The organism is Actinotalea alkalitolerans (assembly GCF_023369855.1).
GTDB lineage: Bacteria > Actinomycetota > Actinomycetes > Actinomycetales > Cellulomonadaceae > Actinotalea.
Genome location: NZ_JAMBPP010000006.1, coordinates 294,334 through 319,009 on the forward strand (window position 1 = coordinate 294,334; position 24,676 = coordinate 319,009).

General features: G+C 72.6%; 21 protein-coding genes and 1 tRNA gene. 18 read left to right on the plus strand and 4 right to left on the minus strand.

Annotated features, from left to right (window positions below; genetic code table 11):
• The first annotated feature begins 27 nt into the window (after nt 1-27).
• The 18 genes from M1R94_RS09815 to M1R94_RS09900 all read left to right on the plus strand — a co-directional run bounded on the left by M1R94_RS09815 (nt 28) and on the right by M1R94_RS09900 (nt 20,154).
• Nucleotides 28-579 carry a SurA N-terminal domain-containing protein gene (locus M1R94_RS09815; protein ID WP_249381512.1) on the plus strand — a complete coding sequence of 184 codons (552 nt, stop codon included), beginning with the start codon at nt 28-30 and terminating at the stop codon, nt 577-579.
• Between the two features lie 53 nt (nt 580-632).
• On the plus strand, nt 633-1,322 hold the full coding sequence (locus M1R94_RS09820; protein WP_249381513.1) for a nucleoside triphosphate pyrophosphohydrolase: 690 nt from the start codon (nt 633-635) through the stop codon (nt 1,320-1,322).
• A 155-nt stretch (nt 1,323-1,477) separates the two neighbouring features.
• Nucleotides 1,478-3,028: a Re/Si-specific NAD(P)(+) transhydrogenase subunit alpha gene (locus tag M1R94_RS09825; RefSeq protein ID WP_249381514.1), complete on the plus strand. Its 1,551-nt coding sequence runs from the start codon at nt 1,478-1,480 to the stop codon at nt 3,026-3,028.
• Between the two features lies 1 nt (nt 3,029).
• Nucleotides 3,030-4,457, plus strand: coding sequence for a Re/Si-specific NAD(P)(+) transhydrogenase subunit beta (pntB, locus tag M1R94_RS09830; RefSeq protein WP_249381515.1), 1,428 nt, complete (start codon nt 3,030-3,032; stop codon nt 4,455-4,457).
• 206 nt (nt 4,458-4,663) lie between these two features.
• Nucleotides 4,664-5,941 (plus strand): phosphopyruvate hydratase, encoded by a 1,278-nt coding sequence (eno, locus tag M1R94_RS09835; protein ID WP_249381516.1) that lies wholly within the window; start codon nt 4,664-4,666, stop codon nt 5,939-5,941.
• Between the two features lie 172 nt (nt 5,942-6,113).
• Nucleotides 6,114-6,893, plus strand: coding sequence for an FtsB family cell division protein (locus M1R94_RS09840; protein WP_249381517.1), 780 nt, complete (start codon nt 6,114-6,116; stop codon nt 6,891-6,893).
• Entirely contained in the window at nt 6,883-7,401 is a 519-nt protein-coding gene (locus M1R94_RS09845) for a DUF501 domain-containing protein (RefSeq protein ID WP_374109454.1), read from the plus strand. Before M1R94_RS09840 ends, M1R94_RS09845 begins: the two co-directional genes overlap by 11 nt.
• Before the next feature lie 76 nt (nt 7,402-7,477).
• Complete coding sequence (locus M1R94_RS09850; protein WP_249381519.1) at nt 7,478-8,434, plus strand: Ppx/GppA phosphatase family protein; 957 nt, start codon at nt 7,478-7,480, stop codon at nt 8,432-8,434.
• 194 nt (nt 8,435-8,628) lie between these two features.
• A complete protein-coding gene (locus M1R94_RS09855) occupies nt 8,629-8,961 on the plus strand; it encodes a PadR family transcriptional regulator (protein ID WP_249381520.1) in 333 nt (110 codons plus the stop codon).
• A complete protein-coding gene (locus M1R94_RS09860; protein WP_249381521.1) occupies nt 8,958-10,226 on the plus strand; it encodes a hypothetical protein in 1,269 nt (422 codons plus the stop codon). Before M1R94_RS09855 ends, M1R94_RS09860 begins: the two co-directional genes overlap by 4 nt.
• A 102-nt stretch (nt 10,227-10,328) precedes the next feature.
• Nucleotides 10,329-11,165: a uracil-DNA glycosylase gene (locus tag M1R94_RS09865; protein ID WP_249381522.1), complete on the plus strand. Its 837-nt coding sequence runs from the start codon at nt 10,329-10,331 to the stop codon at nt 11,163-11,165.
• Between the two features lie 113 nt (nt 11,166-11,278).
• Entirely contained in the window at nt 11,279-12,706 is a 1,428-nt protein-coding gene (locus M1R94_RS09870; protein ID WP_249381523.1) for an NAD(P)/FAD-dependent oxidoreductase, read from the plus strand.
• 75 nt (nt 12,707-12,781) lie between these two features.
• Nucleotides 12,782-12,855: transfer RNA gene (locus tag M1R94_RS09875), tRNA-Leu, on the plus strand.
• A 141-nt stretch (nt 12,856-12,996) separates the two neighbouring features.
• The gene (locus M1R94_RS09880; RefSeq protein WP_249381524.1) at nt 12,997-16,101 is read left to right on the plus strand and encodes an efflux RND transporter permease subunit; all 3,105 of its coding nucleotides are present in this window, start codon (nt 12,997-12,999) and stop codon (nt 16,099-16,101) included.
• A gap of 148 nt (nt 16,102-16,249) precedes the next feature.
• Nucleotides 16,250-17,059: a Bax inhibitor-1/YccA family protein gene (locus M1R94_RS09885; protein ID WP_249381525.1), complete on the plus strand. Its 810-nt coding sequence runs from the start codon at nt 16,250-16,252 to the stop codon at nt 17,057-17,059.
• Nucleotides 17,060-17,228: 169 nt separating this feature from the next.
• Entirely contained in the window at nt 17,229-18,626 is a 1,398-nt protein-coding gene (locus M1R94_RS09890; protein ID WP_249381526.1) for a cystathionine beta-synthase, read from the plus strand.
• Nucleotides 18,627-18,628: 2 nt separating this feature from the next.
• Nucleotides 18,629-19,639: an acetylxylan esterase gene (locus M1R94_RS09895; protein ID WP_249381527.1), complete on the plus strand. Its 1,011-nt coding sequence runs from the start codon at nt 18,629-18,631 to the stop codon at nt 19,637-19,639.
• Nucleotides 19,640-19,743: 104 nt separating this feature from the next.
• The gene (locus tag M1R94_RS09900) at nt 19,744-20,154 is read left to right on the plus strand and encodes an FKBP-type peptidyl-prolyl cis-trans isomerase (RefSeq protein WP_249381528.1); all 411 of its coding nucleotides are present in this window, start codon (nt 19,744-19,746) and stop codon (nt 20,152-20,154) included.
• A gap of 105 nt (nt 20,155-20,259) precedes the next feature.
• Here the strand turns inward: M1R94_RS09900 and M1R94_RS09905 are convergent, their stop codons facing one another.
• From M1R94_RS09905 to M1R94_RS09920, 4 genes are all read right to left on the minus strand, one after another.
• Complete coding sequence (locus M1R94_RS09905; RefSeq protein WP_249381529.1) at nt 20,260-21,564, minus strand: FAD-binding protein; 1,305 nt, start codon at nt 21,562-21,564, stop codon at nt 20,260-20,262.
• Nucleotides 21,565-21,620: 56 nt separating this feature from the next.
• Nucleotides 21,621-22,334, minus strand: coding sequence for a response regulator (locus M1R94_RS09910; protein WP_249381530.1), 714 nt, complete (start codon nt 22,332-22,334; stop codon nt 21,621-21,623).
• On the minus strand, nt 22,331-23,626 hold the full coding sequence (locus M1R94_RS20730; RefSeq protein ID WP_249381531.1) for an ATP-binding protein: 1,296 nt from the start codon (nt 23,624-23,626) through the stop codon (nt 22,331-22,333). The genes M1R94_RS09910 and M1R94_RS20730 overlap by 4 nt, the downstream gene beginning before the upstream one ends.
• 121 nt (nt 23,627-23,747) lie before the next feature.
• Nucleotides 23,748-24,596, minus strand: coding sequence for an ABC transporter permease (locus tag M1R94_RS09920; protein WP_249381532.1), 849 nt, complete (start codon nt 24,594-24,596; stop codon nt 23,748-23,750).
• Nucleotides 24,597-24,676 lie beyond the last annotated feature (80 nt).

Sequence of the window (24,676 nt, forward strand, 5' to 3'; positions counted from 1 at the left end):
GCGGGCCGGACTGCAGGAGGCAAGCACGTGGGTTCTACGACCAGCGGCACCCGATCCCCCCGGGCCGCGGTGCGGGCGGCCCTCGCCGTCGCCGTCGGTGCCGCCCTGCTCGCCGGGTGCGCGAGCCAGCCCGGTGCGGCGGCCGTCGTCGACGGCCGGTCGATCACGCAGGCCGAGCTCAACCGCACCGCGACCGAGCTGGCCCCGTTGATCACCGGCACCGACATCCGGGTGGTGCTCTCGGCCCTGATCAGTGCCCCGTCCTTCATCGACGCCGCGGCCGAGCACGGCGTGGGTGTCTCCGTGGCCGAGACGCGTGCCCTCATGGACGAGGCGGCCGTGCGCACCGGGGCCACCGAGGTGACCGACTGGGGGGACGGCAGCGTCGCCCTGGTCAGGTTCACCCTGGCCTCGCAGAGCCTCCAGGGCCTGCCCGACGCGGCGACCGTGGTCGCCGAGGTCAACGAGCAGGTGCGGGGCCTGGACGTCCAGGTCAACCCCCGGTACGGAGCGCTCGACCGCACCACGGGGGCCATCACCCCGGTCGCGCTGCCCTGGATCACGGCACCGACCGAGTGACCGATCGGGGCGACCTCGCCGGGCTGAGGGCCGTGCACGACCTGGTGGCCGTGATGGACCGGCTCAGGTCACCGGGTGGGTGCCCGTGGGACGCCCGGCAGACCCACGCCTCGCTCGTGCCGTACGCGATCGAGGAGGTTCACGAGGTCGTCGAGGCGATCGAGAAGGACGACCGCGCGGGCCTGCGTGAGGAGCTGGGTGACCTGCTGCTCCAGGTGGTCTTCCACGCCCGGCTCGCCCAGGAGCACCCGACCGATCCCTTCGGTCTCGACGAGGTCGCGGCCGGGATCGCCGCCAAGCTGCGGCGGCGGCACCCGCACGTCTTCGAGGAGGACGCGCACCTCGCCGAGGGTGGCGACGAGCCCGGCGAGGAGGACCTGCACCGACGTTGGGAGCAGCTCAAGCAGGCCGAGAAGGCCCGTGTCTCGACCCTCGACGGCATACCGGCAGGTCTGCCTGCACTGGCCCGTGCGCAGAAGGTGCTGGGGCGGGCGCGGCGAGCCGGGGTCGAGGTCGACCCGCAGGTCGACGCCGGTGGTTCCGGAGACCTGGGTGAGCGGCTCCTGGCGCTGGTCGTGCAGGCCGACGCCTCGGGGGTGGACGCCGAGGGTGCTCTGCGTGCTGCGGTGCGGTCGGTCGAGGCCGCCGTGCGCTCGCGAGAGGCGGCGGGCCGCGCACCTCACGCCGACGACGGGAGCCTCGGACCGAGCGCAGCCCCGGCCGTCGGCCCGGTGGCCGACTGAGACCTACGTCCCTGGGGGAAGCGCTTTCCCGGCGTAGTGTCGACTCAGGTCCTCGCGCCCACCAGGGCGCTCCGACAGGATTCCTGGCGCCGTGCGCGGCGTCAGGCCCGGTGCCCCCGTGCGGTCGCTGCGGCCCAGACGAGGAGTGAACGACCATGAAGATCGGTGTCCCCCGGGAGTCCCGGCCCGGTGAGCGGCTCGTGGCGGCGACGCCGACGACCGTCGCGCAGCTGCGCAAGCTCGGCTACGAGGTCGTCGTCGAGGCCGGTGCAGGGGTCGCGGCGAGCTACCCCGACGTCGCCTTCGCCGAGGCCGGCGCGACGGTCGTGGCGGCTGACGAGGTCTGGACCTCCGACATCGTCACCACCGTCGACGTACCCGCCGAGGAGCGCCTGGCCGCCCTGCGCCCCGGCACGACCCTCGTCTCGATGATGGCGCCGCACTCACGGCCCGAGCTCATCGAACGCCTCGCGGGTCGCGGCGTGACCGCACTGGCCCTGGACGCCGTGCCGCGCATCTCCCGAGCGCAGTCCCTCGACGTGCTGAGCACCCTGTCCAACGTGGCCGGGTACCGCGCCGTGATCGAGGCCGCCGAGGAGTTCGGCGGCATGTTCACCGGACAGGTGACCGCCGCGGGCAAGACGCCACCCGCCAACGTCTTCGTGATCGGGGCGGGGGTCGCCGGGCTCGCCGCGATCGGCGCGGCCGGCAGCCTCGGCGCCCAGGTCCGTGCCTTCGACGTCCGCCCCGAGGTGGGCGAGCAGATCGAGTCGATGGGCGCCCAGTTCGTCCAGGCAGAGGCAGCACAGCAGGAGGTCAGCGCCGACGGCTACGCCGCCGCGCTCACCGCCGAGCAGGAGCGGCAGACCGCGCTGATGTACGCGCAGGAGACCGCGCAGGCCGACGTCGTCATCACCACCGCGCTGGTGCGGGGCACGGCGCCGACCACCGTGACCGCGGCGATGGTGGCCGCGATGCGACCCGGGAGCGTCATCGTCGACCTTGCCGCCCCCGGCGGCGGGAACTGCGAGCTGACCGTCCCCGGTGAGCGTGTCGTCTCGGACAACGGCGTGGTCGTGCTCGGCTACACCGACCTCACCAGTCGGATGCCACGGCACACCTCGCAGCTGTTCGGCACCAACATCGTGCACCTCATGCAGCTGCTCACCCCCGAGCGCAACGGCGAGATGACGCTCGACCTCGAGGACCCGGTGCAGCGGGGGATGACGGTCGTGCACGACGGCGAGGTGCTCTGGCCGCCACCCCCGGTGCAGGTCTCGGCCCTGCCGGCGGTCGAGCAGGTCGAGCCGGTGGACCACGCAGAGCTGGCCCGGGTCGCGCAGCAGACCGCGCAGCGCAGACGGACCAGGCGCACGGTGCTCGCCGGTCTGGGTGCGGTGCTCCTGGCGCTGATGCTGACCGTCTCGCCCGACCAGACGCAGCAGCACTTCACCGTCTTCGCCCTCGCGGTGGTGGTGGGCTACTACGTGATCTTCAACGTCAAGCACGCCCTGCACACCCCGCTCATGGCACAGACGAACGCGATCTCGGGCATCATCTTGGTCGGCGCGCTGCTGCAGATCGGGTCGGCCGACGTGGTCGTCTCGACGATCGCCTTCGCGGCGGCGTCGGTGGCCAGCATCAACATCTTCGGCGGGTTCCTGGTCACGTACCGGATGCTCGGAATGTTCCGGAAGGACGCGTGACATGCACCTGACCTCACTCGTGGGGGCGGTCTACCTGATCGCCGCCCTCCTGTTCATCCTCAGCCTGGCGGGCCTGTCCACGCAGGCCACGGCCCGCCGGGGCAACCTGTTCGGCATGGCCGGGATGGTGCTGGCCCTGGCGGCCACCGTCGCGCTCGCGCTCGAGAACAGCGAGCGCCCGGTCCTGGTGACCCTCCTGCTCATCGCGCTGGTCTTCATCATCGGGGCGACCGCCGGCATCTGGCGGGCCCGCAGCGTCGAGATGACGCAGATGCCCGAGATGATCGCCATCCTGCACAGCTTCGTGGGTCTGGCGGCCGTGCTGGTCGGGTTCAACTCCTACCTGACCGAGCCTGCCGAGACGGTGCACCAGGTCGAGGTCTTCCTCGGGGTGTTCATCGGGGCCATCACCTTCACCGGCTCGGTCGTGGCCTACCTCAAGCTCTCGGCGCGGATGTCCTCGGCCCCGCTGATGCTGCCGCGTCGCAACACGCTCAACCTGGTGGCGCTGATCGCCTCGCTCGGGCTGCTGGTGTGGTTCGTCGGCCAGAACGCCCTGGTCCCCCTGCTGGTCATGACCGTGGTCGCACTGGCCCTGGGCTGGCACCTGGTCGCCTCGATCGGGGGCGGGGACATGCCCGTCGTCGTCTCGATGCTCAACTCCTACTCGGGCTGGGCGGCCGCCGCGGCGGGCTTCATGCTGGGCAACGACCTGCTCATCGTGGTCGGTGCGCTGGTCGGGTCCTCGGGCGCGATCCTGTCCTACATCATGTGCAAGGCGATGAACCGCTCGTTCATCAGCGTGATCCTGGGTGGTTTCGGCGCCGACACCGGCACGCCTGCCGCAGACAGCGGCGACCACGGGGAGCACCGCGAGGTCCTCGCCGAGGAGGTCGCCGGGATGCTCCGGGCGGCACGCACGGTCGTGATCACCCCGGGGTACGGCATGGCGGTCGCCAAGGCGCAGTACCCCGTGGCCGACCTCGTCTCGAGGCTTCGGGCCTCGGGGGTCGACGTCCGGTTCGGCGTGCACCCGGTGGCCGGGCGCCTTCCCGGTCACATGAACGTGCTGCTCGCCGAGGCCAAGGTGCCGTACGACATCGTGCTCGAGCTCGACGAGATCAACGACGACCTGGCGCAGACCGACGTCGTCCTGGTCATCGGCGCGAACGACACGGTCAACCCGGCCGCGCTGGAGGACCCGGGCTCCCCGATCGCCGGCATGCCGGTGCTCGAGGTGTGGAACGCCGGGCAGGTCGTGGTGTTCAAGCGGTCGATGGCCACCGGGTACGCCGGGGTGCAGAACCCGCTGTTCTTCCGTGAGAACACCGCGATGCTCTTCGGGGACGCCAAGGACCAGGTCGAGAAGATCGTCCTGGCCCTCGCCGCGGACTCCGTGAGCGGGGCACCTGCGCTCAGCGCGCGTTGAGCCCGGCCGCCGCACGGGTCTGCTGACCGCAGCGGCCCGACCACGCGTCGAACGTCCCGCCCGTCGTCGGGCAAGTCGCACTACTGTGGAACCCGGCCGGTTGACGACGACCGGCGGCCGGCTCGTCCTGGCCGATGGTCGTCCGCACCCGCAGGCGACTCGTAGGCCAGAGCCGACAACCCATCCGTTCGTCCGAAGGAGCTTTCGTGGCCAGCATCGAGGCCGTAGGCGCCCGCGAGATTCTCGACTCGCGAGGCAACCCCACCGTGGAGGTCGAGGTCGCCCTCGACGACGGCACCATCGCCCGGGCCGGTGTGCCGTCGGGCGCGTCGACCGGTGCCTTCGAGGCAGTGGAGCGTCGCGACGGCGACAAGGGCCGCTACCTCGGCAAGGGCGTCCAGGACGCCGTCAACGCCGTCATGGACGAGATCGCCCCGGAGCTCATCGGCTTCGAGGCCTCCGAGCAGCGTCTGGTCGACCAGGCCCTGATCGACCTCGACGGCACCCCGAACAAGGGCAAGCTGGGCGCCAACGCGATCCTCGGCGTCTCGATGGCCGTGGCCAAGGCCGCAGCCGACAGTGCCGACCTGCCGCTCTTCCGCTACATCGGTGGCCCGAACGCGCACGTCCTGCCGGTGCCGATGATGAACATCCTCAACGGTGGGTCGCACGCCGACTCCAACGTCGACATCCAGGAGTTCATGGTCGCGCCGATCGGCGCCACCACGTTCCGTGAGGCCCTGCGCACCGGCGCCGAGGTCTACCACTCCTTGAAGTCCGTGCTCAAGAGCAAGGGCCTGGGGACCGGGCTGGGCGACGAGGGTGGCTTCGCCCCCAACCTGCCGAGCAACCGCGACGCCCTGGACCTGATCCTCGTCGCCATCGAGAAGGCCGGCTTCACCCCCGGCAAGGACGTCGGCCTCGCGCTCGACGTCGCGGCGACCGAGTTCTTCAAGGACGGCGCCTACCAGTTCGAGGGCCGGGCCACGTCCAGCGACGAGATCATCGCGTACTACACGCAGCTCGTCGCCGACTACCCGCTGGTCTCCATCGAGGACCCGCTGTCCGAGGACGAGTGGGACGGGTGGGCCCAGCTCGTGGCGGCCGTCGGTGACCGCGTGCAGGTCGTCGGCGACGACCTCTTCGTGACCAACCCCGAGCGCCTGGCCAAGGGCATCGAGCTGCGCAGCGCCAACTCGCTGCTGGTCAAGCTCAACCAGATCGGCACGCTCTCGGAGACCCTCGACGCGGTGAGCATGGCGCAGCGCGCCGGCTTCACCGCCATGATCTCGCACCGCTCGGGCGAGACCGAGGACGTCACCATCGCCGACCTGGCGGTCGCGACCAACGCCGGCCAGATCAAGACCGGTGCTCCCGCCCGCGGCGAGCGCATCAACAAGTACAACCAGCTGCTCCGCATCGAGGAGGAGCTGGACGACGCCGCACGCTACGCGGGCGCCAGCGCCTTCCCGCGGCACCGCTGAGCACAGCTCCGCACGCAGCACCCGCAGGGCCCGGTCGATCCTCGACCGGGCCCTGCGGTCCGTCCGGCTCGACCCGCCCACGGGCCTGCGAGGAGCCTCGACCTGCGTCCGAGCAGCGGCGCGCCCGGCCCGGGTGCGCCGTAGCCCGCCGTCGGCGGGGCACAATCGAGCCATGTCCTCGAGCCGGCGACCCAGCGCGCCCCGCGCCGGTGCTCCCGGCCGTGCGCCCGCAGGCGGTCCCGCGACGACGACGGCGCGTCGTCCGGTGGCGCCGCGTGCCGGTGCCGGACCCTCGTCGGGGGCGCGTGCGCCCGCGGCCCGACCGAGCCGGACCGCTGGTCCACCACCCGCCGAGCGCACCCGGGCGCGTGACGGCCAGGGGCCCGCGGGCGACGAGACGGCCGACACCACGACCTTCCAGCTCGCCCGGTTGCTCTCGATCCGTGCCCTGGTGCTGGCTGTGGTCCTCCTCGCGGCCTTCACCCTGGTCTTCCCCACGCTGCGGGCCTACCTGGGTCAGCGGGCCGCCCTGGCCGAGCTCAGCGCCGAGGTCACGGCGGCCGAGCAGTACCAGAGAGAGCTGCAGGTCGAGCTCGAGCGTTGGGACGACCCGGCGTTCGTGGCAGCTCAGGCACGGGACCGCCTGCGGTTCGCCCGCCCGGGCGAGACGGCGTACCGGGTGATCGACCCCGAGACGGTGGTCGAGCCGGTGGTCCTCCCGGAGTCGGCAACAGGTCCGGGAGCGGGCCCCGCGCTGCCCACGGGGGGCGCGGTGACGCCCTGGTACACGACGGTGTGGGACTCGGTCGTCATCACGGGTGAGTCAGCGGGGACGACCGACGGCGAGACGCCCGGCGAGGGTGCGGGCGATCCTGCGCAGGGCACGACCGAGGTGCCCGACGCGGGCGGGTCGACCACGACGGACGAGGGTGTGGGTGCAGGTGACGAGTGAGCGGGCGCAGGGCGACGGTCCCGAGCCGGTCGGTACCGAGGACCTGCAGACCCTGGCCGAGCAGCTGGGCCGGCCCGCGCGCGGTGTCGTGGGGGTGGCCGCCAGGTGCGTCTGCGGTCGTCCGACGGTGGTCCGCACCGCCCCGAGGCTCCCGGACGGCACACCGTTCCCGACCACCTTCTACCTGACGCACCCCCGGGCTGTGGCGGCAGTCTCGACCCTTGAGGCCTCGGGGGTGATGAAGGAGATGTCGAACCGGCTGACGCAGGACGAGACGCTCGCCGCGGCGCACCGTGCCGCGCACGAGCACTACCTGGCCCAGCGCGCCGTGCTGGGCGAGGTCCCCGAGATCGAGGGGGTCTCGGCGGGTGGCATGCCCACCCGGGTCAAGTGCCTGCACGTGCTGGTCGGTCACGCGCTCGCCGCCGGCCACGGGGTCAACCCCTTGGGTGACGAGGCCCTGGTGCTCATCCGCGAGAGCTGGCGCCCCGACGTCTGCACCTGCTGAGTCGCTCGACGGGGGTCGCGTCGACCCGAGGTGTCGGTGGCGTCGGCGGCCGACCGGGGATGGCAGGCTTGCCCGCATGACGCGTGTGGCAGCCATCGACTGCGGGACCAACTCCATCCGGCTCCTGGTGGCCGACGTCGACCTCGCGGCCGGCTCGCTCACCGACGTCGTGCGGACGATGGAGGTCGTGCGGCTGGGGCAGGGGGTCGACCGCACCGGGCGGATCGCCCCCGAGGCGATGGCGCGCACGCTCGAGGCGACCCGCCGGTACGCGACGACGTGCGCCGACCTGGGCGTCGAGCGCACCCGGTTCGTCGCGACCTCGGCCACGCGCGACGCCGAGAACCGGCAGGAGTTCGTCGACGGGGTCCGCGCCGCGCTGGGTGTCGAGCCCGAGGTGATCGGCGGCGAGGAGGAGGCCCGGCTCTCCTTCCGCGGCGCGACGGGGGTCCTGGCGGGCAGGCACCCCGGTCCGTTCCTGGTGGTCGACCTCGGTGGCGGCTCGACCGAGCTCGTGCTGGGGACCACGTCCCCGGTGGCGACCGCGTCGATGGACGTGGGGTGCGTGCGGCTGACCGAGCGGCATCTCCACGACGACCCGCCGACCCGTGAGCAGATCACGGCGGCGAGCGCCGACGTCACGGCCGCGCTCGACGTCGCGGGTGCGATCGTGCCCTTCGGCCGGACGGCGACGCTGGTCGGCCTGGCGGGCTCGGTCACGACGGTGACGGCGCACGCCCTGGACCTGGACCGGTACGAGCCGGAGCGGATCGACGGGTCGGTGCTGCCGGTGGACCGTGTGCTCGACTCGTGCCGGGCCCTGGTGACGATGCGCCGCTCGCGGCGTGAGGCTCTGCCCTTCATGCACCCCGGACGGGTCGACGTGATCGGCGCGGGCGCCCTGGTCTGGTCCGACGTGGTCTCGCGGGTCCGTGCCGAGGTGGCGATCGCGGGGGGCAGGCTCAAGACCGTGGTCACCTCCGAGCACGACATCCTCGACGGCATCGCCTGGAGCGCGGCCGAGCACGACTGAGGTCTGCGCGTCGCGCCGCTGCGCATCCGGCCGGCGTGACGTGACCCGTACGACACGCCGGTACTTCACTCTGGCCGGTAGTGCGCACCAGAGAGTAGTGTGCTCCGTGCGGGAGCAGGTCGGAGGGGCCGGCTCCCGCACCACGACCCGGTACGGCGCGGCCGTGACCGAGAGCAGGCTCACCAGGAGGCGCGATGGACACGACCCAGCTGCTGAAGGGGGTGCTCGACGTCGCGGTGCTCGCGGTCGTCGGGCAGGAGGACGGGTACGGGTACGACGTCGTCCGGCGGCTGCGGACCGGCGGGCTCGAGGAGGTCGGCGAGGCCTCGGTCTACGGGACCCTGCGGAGGCTGTACGCCTCGGGAGCCCTGACCAGCTACGTGGTGCCCTCGGACGAGGGCCCGCACCGCAAGTACTACGGGATCAACGCCCAGGGCCGGGCCATGCTCGAGGCCCAGCGCAAGGACTGGCGCTCCTTCTCGACCACCCTGTCCGCACTGCTCGAGCTCGAAGGGGACCCCCGATGATCGCCGACGTCCTGCTGGACCACGTGAGCGCGTACGCCACCGCCGTGCGCCGCCACCTGTCCGACCTCTCCCCGGAGCAGGTCGAGGACCTCACCGACGGGCTCGAGGCCGACCTCGCGGAGGCCCTGGAGGACCCTCACGGTCCGGTGGCGACGGGTGAGATCCCGATCGGTCGGCTCGCCGCGTCGGGTGTCGCAGGCGTGCCCGAGGGCGGCGAGGCCTCCTCGGTCATCGACCTCAGCCGGCGGTTCGGGCCGGCCGCGGAGTACGCGGCCGAGCTCCGTGCTGCCGCAGGCCTGGGTCCGGCGCGTCCCGGGTACCGTCCGGCCGTCCGCAGCCGGGCGCGCGGCGTCATCACCGAGCTGCGGGTGCGGGGTCACGAGCTGGCCGAGCCGGTTCTCTCCACAGCTGCTGGGCGCAAGGCCCTCGACCTCGTCGTCTCGCTCCGCCCGCTGTGGTGGGTGCTGCGCGGGTGGCTCTGGTACTCGATCCTGCTGCACGTCCTGGGGTACTCCTTCCACGCGAGCAGGTTCGTGCCGCGCCACGGTGGGACCTGGCTGCTCCTGGCCGTCCTGCTGCTCGTGTCGATCAACCTCGGTCGCGGCATGGGACGCGAGCGTCGGTGGGTGCGACGTGCCTTCGTGGTGCTCAACCTCCTCGCGGTCGTCGCCGCCCCGGGTCTCACCACGGCCTTCCGCCACGAGGTCGAGCGGGCGGTCGCCCAGGGCGGCTACCCGGTCTACGTCGACAACACCGTGTACGTCGAGGACCCCGCCGGCGACGGGGTGTGGGTCGAGGGTCAGCAGGTCAGCAACCTGTTCGTCTACGACGCGGACGGCAACCCCCTCGACGGGGTGCAGATCTTCGACGACCGCGGACGACAGGTGCGCACCACCACCGACGAGAGCTGGGACGCGTGGTCGCTGCCCGGGGTCACCGAGCCCTGGTCCTTCGCCCCGGTGCAGGACGCCTACGGCCGAGCGCGCTGGAACGTCTACCCGCTCAAGGGTGCACCGTTCGACCTGTGGGACCAGGCGGAGGACGGTGCCAGGGAGCTGCTCGACGGCCCGTTGCGCACCCCACCTGCCCCGTTCGCCAAGGCACCTGCCGTGGTGGTTGCCGGGGCGGCCGACGCGGCCGACGACGCCCGGGCGCGGCGGACGGACGGCGACGCGCCCGCCCGGGTTGACGACGGCGAGGCCACCGAGGCTCCCGCGGGCGATGCCGAGCCGGACGTGACCAGCGGCGAGGCCACCGTGCCGTGAGACGCCGACTCCGCTCGGCGTCCTCGACCGCGGTGTCCTGACGACCTCCTGCCCGCGCGTGCCGAGCGTGGGGCAGCACGCGCGGGCAGGCATGATCGCAGGATGCTGCTCCCGCACCCCCGCACCAGGGACCTGTTCGACTCCCCGGTCGCCGCTGGCGGCGGGTGGCCGGGGGAGCCGGCCGACCCGACGACCCCGGTGGCACGGTCGACCGAGGAGGTTTCCGCGCTGGCTGCCGGGGCCACCGCCCTGGCCGATCTCGACGCGTGCTCGACGGTCTGCCGGGCCTGCCCGCGGCTCGTCGCCTGGCGCGAGGAGGTCGCGGTCACCCGTCGTCGGGCCTACCGGGACCAGCCCTACTGGGGCCGACCGGCTGCCGGGTTCGGCGACCCGGGAGCCGGACTGCTGATCGTGGGTCTGGCCCCGGCAGCCCACGGCGCCAACCGCACGGGTCGGTTGTTCACCGGGGACCGGTCGGGTGACTGGTTGTTCGCCGCGCTGCACCGGGTCGGCGCGGCCTCGCAGGCGCAGAGCACCGACGCAGCCGACGGCCTCGTGCTCTCGGGCGTGCGGATGGTCGCGGCGGTGCGGTGCGCGCCGCCCGGGAACAAGCCGTCGACCGTCGAGCGTGACACCTGCCTGCCCTGGTTGCGTCGCGAGGTCGAGCTCACGTCCCCGACGGTGCGGGTGATGATGGCGCTGGGTGCGTTCGGCTGGCAGGCGACCTTGGGTGTGGCCAGGTCGCTGGGTTGGCAGGTGCCGGTGCCGGCCCCGCGTTTCGGCCACGGGGCCCGCGCCGAGCTGACCCGCGGCGACGGCGTCGTCGTGCACCTCGTGGGGTGCTACCACGTGTCGCAGCAGAACACCCAGACCGGTCGGCTGACCGAGGCGATGCTCGACCACGTCCTGCGGGAGTGCCGCGTCCTCGCGGACGGTTGACGACCGCCTGGGCGAAGGTCCCAGGGGCACGTCCACGGGGTGTGCTCGGGATCACGTCCAGTGCGCGGACGGAGTGCTTGTGAAGAGTTTCACAGGCGCCTACCGTGTCAATCATGAGTCAGTCGTCCCAGGTCTCGCCGCGCCCCCGCAAGATTCCCCGCATCGTCATCCTCGGCGGGGGGTATGTCGGCTTCTACACCGCGCTGCGGCTGCGCAAGCGCCTCGGACGACGGGAGGCGGCGATCGTCGTGGTCGACCCGCGCTCGTACATGACCTACCAGCCGTTCCTGCCCGAGGCCGCCGCCGGCTCCCTCGAGCCGCGGCACGTGGTGGTCTCGCACCGCCGTGAGCTCAAGGGCGTCGACGTGCTGACCGGGCGCGTCAGCGAGGTCCGCCATGCCGATCGCACGGTACGCATCACCCCGGTCGAGGGGGAGTCCTACGAGATCACCTACGACCACCTCGTGGTGGCCCTCGGATCGGTCGCCCGGACGCTGCCCATCCCGGGGCTGGCCGAGCAGGCGATCGGCTTCAAGCAGGTCGAGGAGGCCATCGCCCTGCGCAACCACGTGCTCAACAAGCTCGACGTGGCGGCCTCCACCTGGGACCCGGTCGCGCGACGCCGGTTGCTGACCTTCACCTTCGTGGGCGGCGGGTTCGCGGGCATCGAGGCGATCGCCGAGGTCGAGGACATGGCCCGGGCCGCGTTGCGCTACTACGACGGCATCGCGCCCGAGGACCTGCGGTTCGTGATGATCGAGGGCTCGACCCGCATCCTGCCCGAGCTCGGTGAGGAGATGGGCGGCTACGCCCTCGAGCAGCTGCGCAAGCGCGACATCGAGGTGCACCTGTCGACCTTCCTCAGCTCGTGCGTCGACGGTCACGTGGTGACCTCGACCGGGCTCGAGCTCGACTGCGCGACCATCGTGTGGACCGCGGGGGTCAAGGCCAACCCGGTGCTCGCGCAGACCGACCTCCCGCTCGACCGGACCGGCCGGGTGACCGCCCTGCCGACCCTGCAGGTCGCCTCCCAGGACGGCACGGTCGTGGACGGGGCGTGGACCGCAGGGGACTGCGCGGCGGTCCCCGATCTGGCCAACCCCGGCTCCTTCTGCTCGCCGAGCGCCCAGCACGCCGTGCGCCAGGCCCGGCACCTGGGCGACAACCTCGCGCGCCACCTGCGCAGCGCACCGCCCACCGACTACGAGCACAAGCACGTCGGGACGGTGGCCTCGCTCGGGCTCGGCAAGGGCGTGGCTCAGGTCTACGGCATCAAGCTGCGCGGCTGGCCCGCCTGGTTCATGCACCGGACCTACCACATGGCTCAGATGCCGACCTTCAACCGCAAGGTGCGGATCGTGCTCGACTGGACCCTCGCGCTGTTCTTCCGACGCGAGCTGGTCGCGCTCGGCCGGCTGCACGACCCCCGGGCGGAGTTCCGCGACGCGTCGTCGACCCCTCGCCCCAAGGGCACCACGCAGCCGGCCGCCAAGGAGCAGGCGGACGCCCCCCGCACGTCGCTGGCGACCCCGGCGGGCTGACGGCGCGCCGTCGCGACCGCACGGCAGCGCGTCCCGCGGCTGCGGACGGCCTGGCAGGATGATCGGGACCGGTCCGCCCCCGTAGCCCAACCGGCAGAGGCAACCGGCTTAAACCCGGTCCAGTGTGGGTTCGAGCCCCACCGGGGGCACCGGGCGACTGCCGGTGAGTGCCCCGACCCCGCTGTCCCGCCCGGCGCGCACCGCGGTGGAACGTCCGACCCGACCTCTGCGTTGTCCCGTTCGGGTACCGCTGACGGGCGGTCGTTCCCGCCCGTCACCGTGGAGGTCCCATGTTCCGCCTGGCCCGGCTCTCGCTGGCGAACCGCTCGGTGGTGGCCCTGGCCACCCTGGCCATCGCCGTGTTCGGGGTGATCAGTGCGGGCTCCCTCAAGCAGGAGCTCATCCCCTCGTTGCAGATCCCCACGGCAGTGGTGGTCGCGGTCAACCCCGGGGCCTCCCCGCAGATCATCGAGCAGCAGGTCACCGCGGTGATCGAGGACGCCGTGAGCGGTGTCACCGGGGTCGAGGAGATCAGCTCGACCTCGAGCACGAGCGTCTCGACGACCGTGATCGAGCTCGACTACGGCCAGGACCTCGACGCCGCGAGCCAGGCGATCCAGCAGGCCGTCAACCGCAGCTCGGCTCGCCTGCCCGAGGGGGTCGAGCCCACTGTCATCACCGGCTCGATCGACGACTTCCCGGTGGTCCAGCTCGCCGCGACAGGTGGTCAGGACGAGGCCGCGCTGGCCGAGCTCCTGCGGGACGTCGTCGTGCCCCGGCTGAGCGAGATCGACGGGGTCCGCGACGTGGACGTCACCGGTGCCGCCGAGCAGCGCGTCCTGATCGACCTCGACCTGCTGGCCGCCGCCGCAGCCGGCGTCGACCCGGCGGTGATCAGCCAGGTGCTGCAGGACAACGGTGTGGTGCTGCCCGTGGGTCAGGTGAGCGACGGCGACACGTCGCTGAGCGTGCAGGTCGGCTCGCAGATCACCTCGGTCGCCGATCTGGCCGGGTTGCCGGTGATCACCCCCACGGGGTCGGTCGTGACCCTGCAGGACGTGGCCGACGTCAGCGCCGAGCTCCTCCCGCCGACAGCCTTCTCACGGCTCGACGGGGAGCCCGCCCTCGCGGTGTCGGTGGTCAAGACGCCTGGGGGGAACACCGTCGAGATCTCGCACGGGGTGAGCGAGGCCCTCGCCGAGCTCGCACCGACCCTGGGCGACGTGCGCATCGAGGCGGTCTTCGACCAGGCGCCGTTCATCGAGGAGTCGATCGAGGGGCTCGCGACCGAGGGCGGCCTCGGCCTGGTCTTCGCGGTCGTCGTGATCCTGGTCTTCCTGCTCTCGATCCGCTCGACCCTGGTCGCAGCCATCTCGATCCCGCTGTCCCTGCTGGTGACCTTCATCTCGCTGCAGGTCTTCGGCTTCACCCTGAACATCCTGACCCTCGCGGCGATGACCATCGCGATCGGCCGGGTCGTGGACGACTCGATCGTGGTGATCGAGAACATCAACCGGCACCTCTCCTACGGCGAGGAACGCCGCGACGCGATCATCACGGGCGTGCGTGAGGTGGCCACGGCGATCAGCTCCTCGACGATCGCGACGGTCCTGGTCTTCGCCCCGGTGGCCCTGGTGGGCGGCATGGTGGGCGAGCTCTTCCGACCGTTCGCGATCACCATCGGCATCGCCATGGGTGCCTCGCTGGTCGTCGCGCTGACGGTCGTGCCCGTGCTGGCGTACTGGTTCATCCGACCGCCGAAGGGTCGTGCCGAGGACCTCGCGGCGACGCGGGAGAAGGCTGAGCGGGCCGAGCGCCGCTCGGTCATGCAGCGTGCCTACGTGCCGACCCTCGCAGCGGCCCTGTCCCGCCCCGTGGTCGCGGTGGTCCTCGCGGTGGCGGTCTTCGGCGGGACCATGGCGCTGGTCCCGCGGCTCGAGACCAGCTTCCTGGGCGACGCAGGGCAGGACACCCTGACGGTGACCGAGACCTTCGAGCCGGGCACGAGCCTCGAGGTCCAGGACGCCGCCGCCCGCCAGGTCGAGGAGGCGCTGGCCGACGTCGCCGGCATCCGCACGGTGCAGACCACGGTCGGCTCGCGTGGGGACGAGGCCTTCACGGGGGGCGGCGGGGGCCTCTCGGCGACCTTCGCGGTGACCCTCGAGCCCGATGTCGACACGGCGGTCGTGCAGGAGGAGGTGCGGTCAGTCCTGGGCGACCTTCCCGACGTGGGGGACGTGACCGTCGACGGAGGGGCGGCGGCCTTCGGCAGCACGACGGTCGACGTGCTGGTCCAGGCGGCCGACGACGACGTGCTCGTCGAGGCCGCGGCCCTGGTCGACACCGCGGTGCGGGCGACCGAGGGCACCACCGACGTCACCAACAACCTCTCCGCGGCCCAGCCCACCGTCCAGGTGCTGGTCGACAGGGACGCTGCGGCCGCCGCCGGGCTGACCGAGCAGGCCGTGGTCCGCAGCGTCGCCGGCGCGATGGGTGCCGCACCGCTGGGCACCGTCGACCTGGGCGCAGGGCAGGTGGACGTCGAGCTCACGGTCGGGGACGGTCCGCAGACCCTGGCTGAGATCGAGGCGCTGGTGCTGCCCACCGAGGCCGGGCCGGTGCCGCTGGCCGAGGTGGCCGACGTCGAGGTGGTCGACGTGCCGACCTCGATCACCCGGCTCGACGGTGAGCGCAGCGCGACCATCTCGGCGACCCCCGCGGGCCAGGACCTCGGCGCCCTGACCACGCGGCTGCGTGCCGAGCTCGACGACCTCGACCTGCCGGTGGGGGCATCGGTGACCGTGGGCGGGGTGGCCGCGCAGCAGGAGGAGTCCTTCGCCGACCTCGGCACGGCCCTGCTCATCGCGATCGCGATCGTCTACCTGATCATGGTCGCGACGTTCCGCAGCCTGGTCCAGCCCCTGATCCTCCTGGTCTCGGTGCCCTTCGCGGCGACCGGCGCCGTGGTCATGCTGCTGGCGACCTCGACCCCGCTGGGCGTGGCCGCACTGATCGGTCTGCTCATGCTCATCGGGGTGGTGGTGACCAACGCGATCGTGCTGATCGACCTCATCAACCAGTACCGCGAGCAGGGCCGGGAGCTGTACGACGCGATCACCGAGGGGGCGCGCAAGCGGCTGCGACCGATCGTGATGACCGCCGCGGCGACCATCTTCGCGCTGACCCCGATGGCCTTCGGGCTCACCGGTGGTGGGGTGTTCATCTCGCAGCCCCTCGCCCTGGTGGTCATCGGCGGCCTGATCTCCTCGACCCTGCTGACCCTCGTGCTCGTGCCGACGCTGTACTGGATGGTCGAGCGGGCCAAGGAGCGGCGGGGCCGCACGCGGCAGACCGTCGCCGAGCCGGTCACCCAGGGGAAGCATGCCGCGGTGTGAGGTCGCGGAGCGCGCCGTGAGCCCGACGGTCGGCCTGCGGCATCACCACGTCGCACCCGTCGGGAACGGCAGCGCGCCGTCCGGCGTTGGACCAGGAGAATAGGATGACTACCGGCCAGCGACATCCGCGCCGCGACCAGGAGGTTCAGTGAGCAACCCCGTCTTCTCCAACAGCGCCGTCTTCGGCCAGCCCCGTCAGGGCCGCGCCGGGGTCCAGCAGCGCGCCCCCTACGCCGGGTCGGCCGCGACGCCGGCCGCCGGCACCCTCGAGCAGATGTACGGCGCCCCGACCGCGACCCCGCGGGACACCGGGCGCCTGACCTACGACGACGTGATCATGAAGACCGCAGGGCTCTTCGCGATCCTGCTGGTCACGGGTGGCCTGACCTGGGTGCTCGCGCCCGAGCTGTTCTTCGTCGGCATGATCGTCGGGCTCGGGCTGGGCCTGGTCAACGCCTTCAAGAAGCAGCCCAGCCCGCCCCTGATCATGGCGTACGCCGCAGCCCAGGGGGTCTTCCTCGGCGGGTTGACGCACCTGTTCGAGGGCATGTGGCCCGGCATCGCGATGCAGGCCGTGCTCGCCACCGTCGCGACCTTCGCCGCCTGCCTGGTGCTCTTCCGCTCGGGCAAGGTGCGCGTGACCCCGAAGTTCCAGCGCTGGCTGATGATCTCGGTCGGCGGCTACCTGGTCTTCTCGCTGGTCAACCTGGTCCTGGTGTGGACGGGCACGATGGGCGGCTGGGGCCTGCGCGAAGGGCCCTTCGGCATCATCATCGGCCTGGTCGCCGTGGGGCTGGCCTCCGCGGTCCTCATCATGGACTTCGACTCGATCAAGCGCGGGGTCGAGCAGGGCGCCCCGGCCAAGATGGCCTGGAGCGCGGCCTTCGGCCTCATGGTGACGCTCGTCTGGCTGTACGTGGAGTTCCTGCGGATCTTCGCGATCCTGCGCGGCGACTGAGCCGCACCGCCCCTGCGGGCACCGGGTGGACTTCCGGGACGCCCCCGCGAGACCGTGGCCACGTGCCACCGTCGCGGGGGCGGCCCTGTGTCCGAGACCGGTCGGCCCGCCGCTCGTGGGCCGTTCCCGTGCCCGCCGACCGCCACACCGATCGGAGCCGTCACCCGCCATGAAGTACGCCGAGCACATCTCAGACCTCGTCGGCAACACCCCGCTGGTCCGGCTCAACGTCGTGACCGAGGGTCTCTCGGCCACCGTCCTGGCCAAGGTCGAGTACATGAACCCTGGTGGCTCGGTCAAGGACCGCATCGCCGAGCGGATGATCGGGGCCGCCGAGGCGAGCGGTGAGCTGCGGCCCGGTGGCACCATCGTCGAGCCGACCAGTGGCAACACCGGGGTGGGACTGGCCCTGGTGGGTCAGCGCAAGGGGTACCGCTGCGTCTTCGTGTGCCCCGACAAGGTCTCGCAGGACAAGCGGGACGTGCTCACCGCCTACGGCGCCCAGGTCGTGGTCACCCCGACCGCCGTCGCGCCCGACGACCCGGAGTCGTACTACTCGGTCTCCGACCGCCTGGTCCGGGAGATCGAGGGGGCCTGGAAGCCCAACCAGTACTTCAACCTCGAGGGCCCCGCGGCCCACTACGCGAGCACGGGCCCCGAGATCTGGTCGGACACCGACGGCACGGTGACCCACTACGTGGCGGGGGTCGGCACGGGTGGCACCATCACCGGGACGGGTCGCTACCTCAAGGAGGTCAGCGCCGACCGCGCGAGCGGCGCCGTACGGATCGTTGGCGCGGACCCAGCCGGGTCGGTCTACTCGGGCGGTGACGGCCGCCCCTACCTGGTCGAGGGTGTCGGTGAGGACTTCTGGCCCGGCGCCTACGACCCGAGCGTGCCTGACGAGGTGATCGCGGTCAGCGACGCCGACTCCTTCCACATGACCCGACGCCTGGCGCGCGAGGAGGGCCTGCTCGTCGGTGGTTCGTGCGGGATGGCGGTCGAGGCCGCGCTGAGGCTCGCCCGGCGCCTGCAGGACGAGGACCCCGCCGCGGCCGCCCGCGCGGTGATCGTGGTGCTGCTGCCCGACGGCGGGCGCGGCTACCTGTCGAAGATCTTCTCGGACCCGTGGATGCGGGCCTACGGGTTCCTGCCCGACGAGGGCGACGGGCCGAGCGCTGCGACGGTGCTCGAGACGATCGCCGGGCGCGCGGCCTTCGTCCACGTCCGACCCACCCACACGGTCGGCGAGGCCGTAGGCGTCCTGCGGTCCTCGGGGCTGGCGGCGCTCCCGGTGGCCAACGGTGACGCGCCGGTCAAGTCCGGCGAGGTCTCGGGCTCGGTCAGCGAGCGTGGGCTGCTCGACGCGCTCGCCACGGGCGCTGCGGCCTCCGGTGACGCGGTCGGCGAGCACCTCGAACCGCGACTGCCGGTCGTCGGGTCCGGTCAGCTGGTGCCCTCGGTCCAGGAGGCGCTACGGCTCGCGCCGGCGGTCCTGGTGGCCCGGGACGGCGACCCCGTGGGGGTCCTGGGCGCGCCGGACCTCCTGTCGTACCTGGCCGGCTGACGATGCCGCTGCTCGACCTCCCCGTCGAGGACCTGCGCCGATACCGGCCCGAGGTCGCCGAGCCCGACGACTTCGACGACTTCTGGTCCGCCACCCTGGACCAGGCCCGCTCGCACCCTCTGGACGTGGTGACCCGGCCCGTCGAGACAGGGCTGCGCCTGGTCGAGGTGCTCGACGTGTCCTTCGCGGGCTTCGACGGTCAGCGGGTCAGCGCCTGGCTCACCCGGCCGGCAGCGGCCCGCGAGCCCTTGCCCGTGGTCGTCGAGTACCAGGGGTACGGGGGTGGCCGGGGCCTGGCCCACGAACGGCTGACCTGGGCCACCGCGGGGTACGCCCACCTGTTCATGGACACCCGCGGGCAGGGCAGCACCTGGGGCTCGGGAGGTGCCGTGACCCCCGACGGCGGCGGCTCAGGAGCCCCTGCGGCGAACGGGTTCGTCACCCGCGGGATCCTCGACCCCGCCGACCACTACTACCGCCGGCTCTTCACCGACGCGGTCCGCGCGGTCGAGGCGGCTCGCGCGCTCCCCGGGGTCGACGGTCGGGTCGCGGTCGCCGGCACGAGCCAGGGCGGGGGCATCGCGCTCGCGGTGGCGGGGCTGGTCCCCGACCTCGCGGCCGTCATGCCCGACGTCCCGTTCCTGTGCCACTTCCGCCGCGCGGCGGAGATCGCCCCCCGCGACCCCTACGCGGAGATCGTCCGGTACCTGTCGGTGCACCGCGACCAGGTCGACGTGGCGTTCCGCACCCTGTCCTACCTGGACGGCGTGAACTTCGCCCGGCGGGCGAGCGCCCCGGCACTCTTCTCGGTGGCGCTGATGGACCCGACCTGTCCGCCGTCGACCGTCTACGCGGCGTACAACCACTACGGGTCGCACCACGGCGTGGTGGGCGGGACCGGCGGGCCTGAGGCCGAGATCGTCGAGTACCCGTTCAACGAGCACGAGGGCGGGCAGGGCCACCAGCTCGCCCGGCAGATCAGGTGGTTGGCCGAGCAGCTCCCGCTCCGCTGACCTCTCCGGCCGCGTCGGACGGCGCACAGCCCGCCAGGATCGGGCACGATGGACGGCGGCAGCACGCTCCCTGTGCCGCCGTCGACCCCTACGAGAGGCGATCCATGCCCGAGAACCTGCCCACCGCATCCGGCTCGTTCGGCGACAAGCCCGTGCTCACCTTCCCCGACACCCCGGCGCCGCGCGCCCTGTCCGTCGAGGTGCTGAGCCAGGGCGACGGCGAGGTGGTCGAGACCGGCGACGACATCGAGGTCAACTACTACGGCCAGGTCTGGGGCGGTCGGATGTTCGACAACTCCTACGACCGCGGGTCCTCGATCAACTTCCCGATCGGCGTCGGCGCCGTCATCGGTGGCTGGGACGAGGGGCTGGTCGGCAAGGTCGTCGGTTCACGGGTCCTGCTGTCGATCCCGCCGCACCTGGGCTACGGCGACCGGGGGATGCCGCAGGCCGGCATCGGAGGCACCGACACCCTGGTCTTCGTCGTCGACATCGTCGGGACGCGTCACCGCTGAGCTCCCCCGCGGGCGCCGAGCCCTTCGTCCGTGGTGCACCGACCCCGCCCCCGTCGTCAGGGGGCGGGGTCGGTGCCGTCGGGGGAGGGTTCGTGGTGGCGAGCCTCAGCGCGCGGCGAGGACCCCATGCCGCACCAGGTAGTCGTTGCCGAAGACGCCCTCCGGGTCGAGCTCGCGCGCCAGCCTGCGGAAGTCGTCGAGACGCGGGTAGCGCGCACCGATCGCCTCGGGTGAGCCGGCACCGGTCGCGGTGAACAGCTTGCCCCAGTGCGGGCGCGGCCCGACCGGGGCGAGTGCCTGCTCGATGCTCGGCAGCAGCGCCTCGACCTCGGCCCGGCGCTGCTGCCAGGTGAAGTGCAGGCCCACGCTGTCCTGCCGGTAGGCCGTGCTGAGCCACAGGTCGTCGGAGGCGACGGTGCGGATCTCGCTGACCAGCAGGAGCGGGGCGATCCGGGGACCCAGCTCGCGCACCGCCTCGATCGCCTCGGCTGCACGGTCCCGCGGCACGAGGTACTCGGTCTGCAGCTCGACCCCGTGGCTCGGTGTGAAGTCCATCCGGAAGTGCGGCAGGCGATCGTGCCAGGGACCCGCGACACCCTGCTGCGCCGTCGTGCTGCGGGGGTCCACCCCAGCGACCGGGTGGCACTGAGCGGTCGCCGGACGCGCACCGTGGAGCTCGTCGGTCGCCCGCCACCCGGTGCCGCCCGGGTCGAGCCGGGACTTGCGCCAGACCTGCCCGATCGAGGGGCCCTGCCAGTCGGTGAAGAGGCTCACGCTGTCCGCGCTCGCCGTGATCTGGTCGAGGTGCTCCAGGGCGACCGACCACGGCAGGTCGGTGTGGACCTCCTGGACCATGTCGTAGGTCGGTTCGACCGCCAGGGTCACGGCCACCACGACGCCCAGCGCACCCAGCGAGACGACCGCCCCGGCCAGCGAGGGGTGGTCGGCACCGAGGTTCAGCAGCCGGCCGTCGGCGGTCACCAGCTCCAGGCCGCGGACCGCCGCGGACAGGTTGGGCAGGCGGTCACCCGAGCCGTGGGTCGCGGTGGCGACGGCGCCGGCCACCGAGATGTGCGGCAGCGAGGCAAGGTTGTGCAGTGCCCAGCCCTCGCGGTGCAGGACAGCGGCGAGCGTCCCGTACCGGGTCCCACCACCGACCCGGACGGTGCGACGCTCGCTGTCGACGTCGATCGCCTCGGGCAGGTCCGCCAGGCTCAGCAGCGCACCGGGGGAGTCCGCGAGGTCGTTGAAGGAGTGCCGGGTGCCGAGCGCCCGGACCCGGCGGGCAGCCCCGACCACCTGCTGCACCTCGTCCACGGTGGTCGGACGGTGCAGCACGGGCGCGGCATAGGTGTGGCTGCCCGCCCACGTCGTCAGCGGGGCCGTCGTGGATCGCTCGCTCGTCGACATGGACCCACTGTGCCAGGGCGCCTGCGGAACCGACCCGCCGCGCGTGGGTCGGCGACCTACCGGCCTACCAGGCCGGTCTCGTAGGCGAGCACCACGGCCTGCACCCGGTCGCGCACGTGGAGCTTGGCCAGGATGCGCCCGACGTGCGTCTTGACGGTCGCCTCGGACAGGAAGAGGCGGCCGGCGATCTCGGCGTTGGAGAGCCCTTCGGCCACCGCGCGGAGGACCTCGAGCTCACGCGGGGTCAGCTCGGCGACCCGTGGGTCCATGCCGGTGGCCGACGGGGTGTCCGCGGTGCGAGGCAGGTGGTCGGCGAACATCTCGAGCATCCGGCGGGTGACCCGGGGGGCCACGACGGCGTCCCCGGACGCGACGGTGCGGATCGCCGTGACGAGCTCGGCGGGACGGGCGTCCTTGAGCAGGAAGCCGCTCGCCCCGGCCCTCAGTGCGGCGAAGGCGTACTCGTCGAGGTCGAAGGTGGTCAGGATCAGCACCCGGGTGGTCGGGTGCTCGGCGACGACCCGGGCGGTCGCCTCGATGCCGTTCATGCCCGGCATCCGCACATCCATGAGCACCACGTCGGGACGCAGTGCGGCGACCTGCTCCAGGGCGGTCCGGCCGTCGCCCGCCTCGCCGACGACCTCGAGGTCGGCCTCGGCGCCGAGGACCAGCGCGAACCCCATCCGCAGCAGGGCCTGGTCGTCGACCAGCAGCACCCTGATCGGGGCCGCCGGTCCGGTCGCGGTGGAGGCGCTCGGCGGGTCGGTCATGTCGTCTCCTGGGTCCAGGGAAGCACCGCGTGCATCCGCCATCCGTGGTCGTGCGGCCCGGCGTCGACGGTCCCGCCGTAGACGGCGGCGCGCTCCCGCATGCCGATGAGACCGTGCCCGGCGCCACCCGCGTCGGGCACGGGCAGGCTCGCCCCGCTGTCCGTGACATCGATCTCGACCTGGCCGGGCACCGTGCTGACGCGCACCTCGACCGAGCCGGCGCCCGGGGCGTGGCGCAGCACGTTGGTCAGGGACTCCTGGATGAGCCGGTAGGTCGCGAGCTGGAGGCCGGCGTCGTCGGGCAGCGGGTCGCCGACGACGGTGGAACGTACCGGCAGGCCCGCGGTGCGGAACCGCTCGATCAGCTCCTCGAGGTCCGGGCTGCCCGGCTGGGGGCCGAGCGGGGCGTCGGGCTCGTGCAGCACCCCCAGCACACGGCGCATGTCGGCCAGGGCCGAGCGTCCGGTCTCGGAGAGCTCGTCCAGGGCTGCGCGTGACCGGTCCGGAGCGCGTTCGAGGGCGGCCCCCGCACCGTCCGCCAGCGCGATCATCACCGAGAGGCTGTGGGCGACGACGTCGTGCATCTCCCGGGCGATACGCGTGCGCTCCGCGGCGCGGGCGAGCCGGGTCTGCTGGTCGCGGTCCCGAGCCAGGGCGTTGGCCCGTTCGACGAGATCGGCGACGTGCAGGCGGCGGTTGCGCACGCTGATCCCGATCGCGATCGCCGCCAGGACCACGATGACCAGCGAGGTCACGGCGGCCAGCCGGGCGTCCGGGGTGAACTGCTCCTCCTGGCCCACCATGACGCTGCCGGAGGTGTCGAGCGGGTTCTCCCAGATCGTGACCGCGACCCCCAGGGTGAGCACCACGGCCATCAGGGTGATCCAGGCCGTGCGGGCCGGTCGGCTCGCAGCGACCGCGTAGACGGTGAAGGCGGCGGCGAGCTCGAAGCCCGACAGGCTCCCGGTGGTCGCGACCACCGCGACCCCCAGCACGGTGATCACGGCCGTGACGGTCAGCGGACGGCGACGACGCCAGAGCAGCGCTGCGGTGCCGAGCACCACGAAGAGCGCCTGGATGACCGTCGTCGCGGTGTCCCGCAACGGTTCGTCCGACGGGGAGGCCAGCAGGCTGAGCAGCCCGGGTACCCCGAACCAGGCCATCACGACGACGTCCATGGCCACGGGGTGCCGGACGAAGTACCGGCGGACCGGCCCGAGGTTCCGGGTGGTCAGCTCGGTGAACGGGCCGGGGGCTGTCGGCGGCTCGGTCTGCCGCGGGGGTGTGCTCACGGCGACACGTCCTGGAGAGGTCCGGTGAGCACGTGACCACTCTCCCACCGTGGGTGCTCCGGCGGGGTGCCCGGCAGCGGCGACCCGCCGCTGGGCACCCCACCGGGACGCACGCGGGATCTCAGGCGTCCCGGCGGCGCAGCAGCACCGCGGCCACGGCGAGCAGGACGACGACCCAGCCGACGAGCACGCCGTAGCCCTCCCACGGTCCCAGCTGGGGTCCGGTGGTGAACTGGGCGATCGCCTCGGCCATCTCCGCGTCGGTCAGCAGCTTGCTGCCGGCCGTCGAGGGCAGGAACGGGCTGACGTTCTGGAAGAAGGCCAGCGGGATCGCCGAGAACACGTTCTCGACCACGAGCAGCAGCCCGAGGACGATCGCCAGCGCGCCCGCGGAGTTCCGCACGATCGCACCGATCGCGAGCGAGAACACCGCGATGGTCGCGAGGTACAGGGGCGTGCCGAGCAGGATCCGCAGCGTCTCACCGTCGGACAGGTCCAGCGAGAGCCCGGCGCGGGACTGGAAGGGCAACGACACCAGGTGCGCCAGGGCGATCCCCACCACGGAGACGACGGCGACCACGGCAGCCACGACCAGCACCTTGGCCCCCAGGGCCGGGAGCCGGCGGGGGACGGCCGCGAACGTCGAGCGGATCATCCCGGTCGAGTACTCGCCGGTCACGGTGAGCACGCCCAGGACGGCCACCGCGAGCTGGGCCATGGTGTAGCCGAAGGTGACGAGGGTCGCGGCGCTGCCGGTGACCTCGCCGCCACCCTCGAGGGTGGCCGCCCACCCCATGAGGGCACTCAGCCCGGCCATCACCAGGACCGTGAGACCCAGCACCCAGGCGGTCGATCGCAGGGTGCGGAACTTGATCCACTCGGCGTGGACGACGCGAGGGAAGGTCACGTCGTGCGTCGTCGTGCCGCGCGGAGCGGAGGCGGTGGTGCGGTTCTCGGTCAGGGTGCTCATCGCGGTGTGCTTCCGGTGGTGGTGGTGGGGAGGGCGGTGGAGTGGTATTCGACGTCGTCGGCGGTGAGCTGCATGTAGGC

What these genes read in the sequence shown, in the direction of transcription:
- M1R94_RS09820 (WP_249381513.1), top strand. Translation starts at nt 633, where the DNA reads ATGGACCGGCTCAGGTCACCGGGTGGGTGCCCGTGGGACGCCCGGCAG.
- M1R94_RS09825 (WP_249381514.1), top strand. Translation starts at nt 1,478, where the DNA reads ATGAAGATCGGTGTCCCCCGGGAGTCCCGGCCCGGTGAGCGGCTCGTG.
- pntB (WP_249381515.1), top strand. Translation starts at nt 3,030, where the DNA reads ATGCACCTGACCTCACTCGTGGGGGCGGTCTACCTGATCGCCGCCCTC.
- M1R94_RS09840 (WP_249381517.1), top strand. Translation starts at nt 6,114, where the DNA reads ATGTCCTCGAGCCGGCGACCCAGCGCGCCCCGCGCCGGTGCTCCCGGC.
- M1R94_RS09850 (WP_249381519.1), top strand. Translation starts at nt 7,478, where the DNA reads ATGACGCGTGTGGCAGCCATCGACTGCGGGACCAACTCCATCCGGCTC.
- M1R94_RS09855 (WP_249381520.1), top strand. Translation starts at nt 8,629, where the DNA reads ATGGACACGACCCAGCTGCTGAAGGGGGTGCTCGACGTCGCGGTGCTC.
- M1R94_RS09860 (WP_249381521.1), top strand. Translation starts at nt 8,958, where the DNA reads ATGATCGCCGACGTCCTGCTGGACCACGTGAGCGCGTACGCCACCGCC.
- M1R94_RS09865 (WP_249381522.1), top strand. Translation starts at nt 10,329, where the DNA reads ATGCTGCTCCCGCACCCCCGCACCAGGGACCTGTTCGACTCCCCGGTC.
- M1R94_RS09870 (WP_249381523.1), top strand. Translation starts at nt 11,279, where the DNA reads ATGAGTCAGTCGTCCCAGGTCTCGCCGCGCCCCCGCAAGATTCCCCGC.
- M1R94_RS09880 (WP_249381524.1), top strand. Translation starts at nt 12,997, where the DNA reads ATGTTCCGCCTGGCCCGGCTCTCGCTGGCGAACCGCTCGGTGGTGGCC.
- M1R94_RS09890 (WP_249381526.1), top strand. Translation starts at nt 17,229, where the DNA reads ATGAAGTACGCCGAGCACATCTCAGACCTCGTCGGCAACACCCCGCTG.
- M1R94_RS09895 (WP_249381527.1), top strand. Translation starts at nt 18,629, where the DNA reads ATGCCGCTGCTCGACCTCCCCGTCGAGGACCTGCGCCGATACCGGCCC.
- M1R94_RS09900 (WP_249381528.1), top strand. Translation starts at nt 19,744, where the DNA reads ATGCCCGAGAACCTGCCCACCGCATCCGGCTCGTTCGGCGACAAGCCC.
- M1R94_RS09905 (WP_249381529.1), bottom strand. Translation starts at nt 21,564, where the DNA reads ATGTCGACGAGCGAGCGATCCACGACGGCCCCGCTGACGACGTGGGCG.
- M1R94_RS09910 (WP_249381530.1), bottom strand. Translation starts at nt 22,334, where the DNA reads ATGACCGACCCGCCGAGCGCCTCCACCGCGACCGGACCGGCGGCCCCG.
- M1R94_RS09920 (WP_249381532.1), bottom strand. Translation starts at nt 24,596, where the DNA reads ATGAGCACCCTGACCGAGAACCGCACCACCGCCTCCGCTCCGCGCGGC.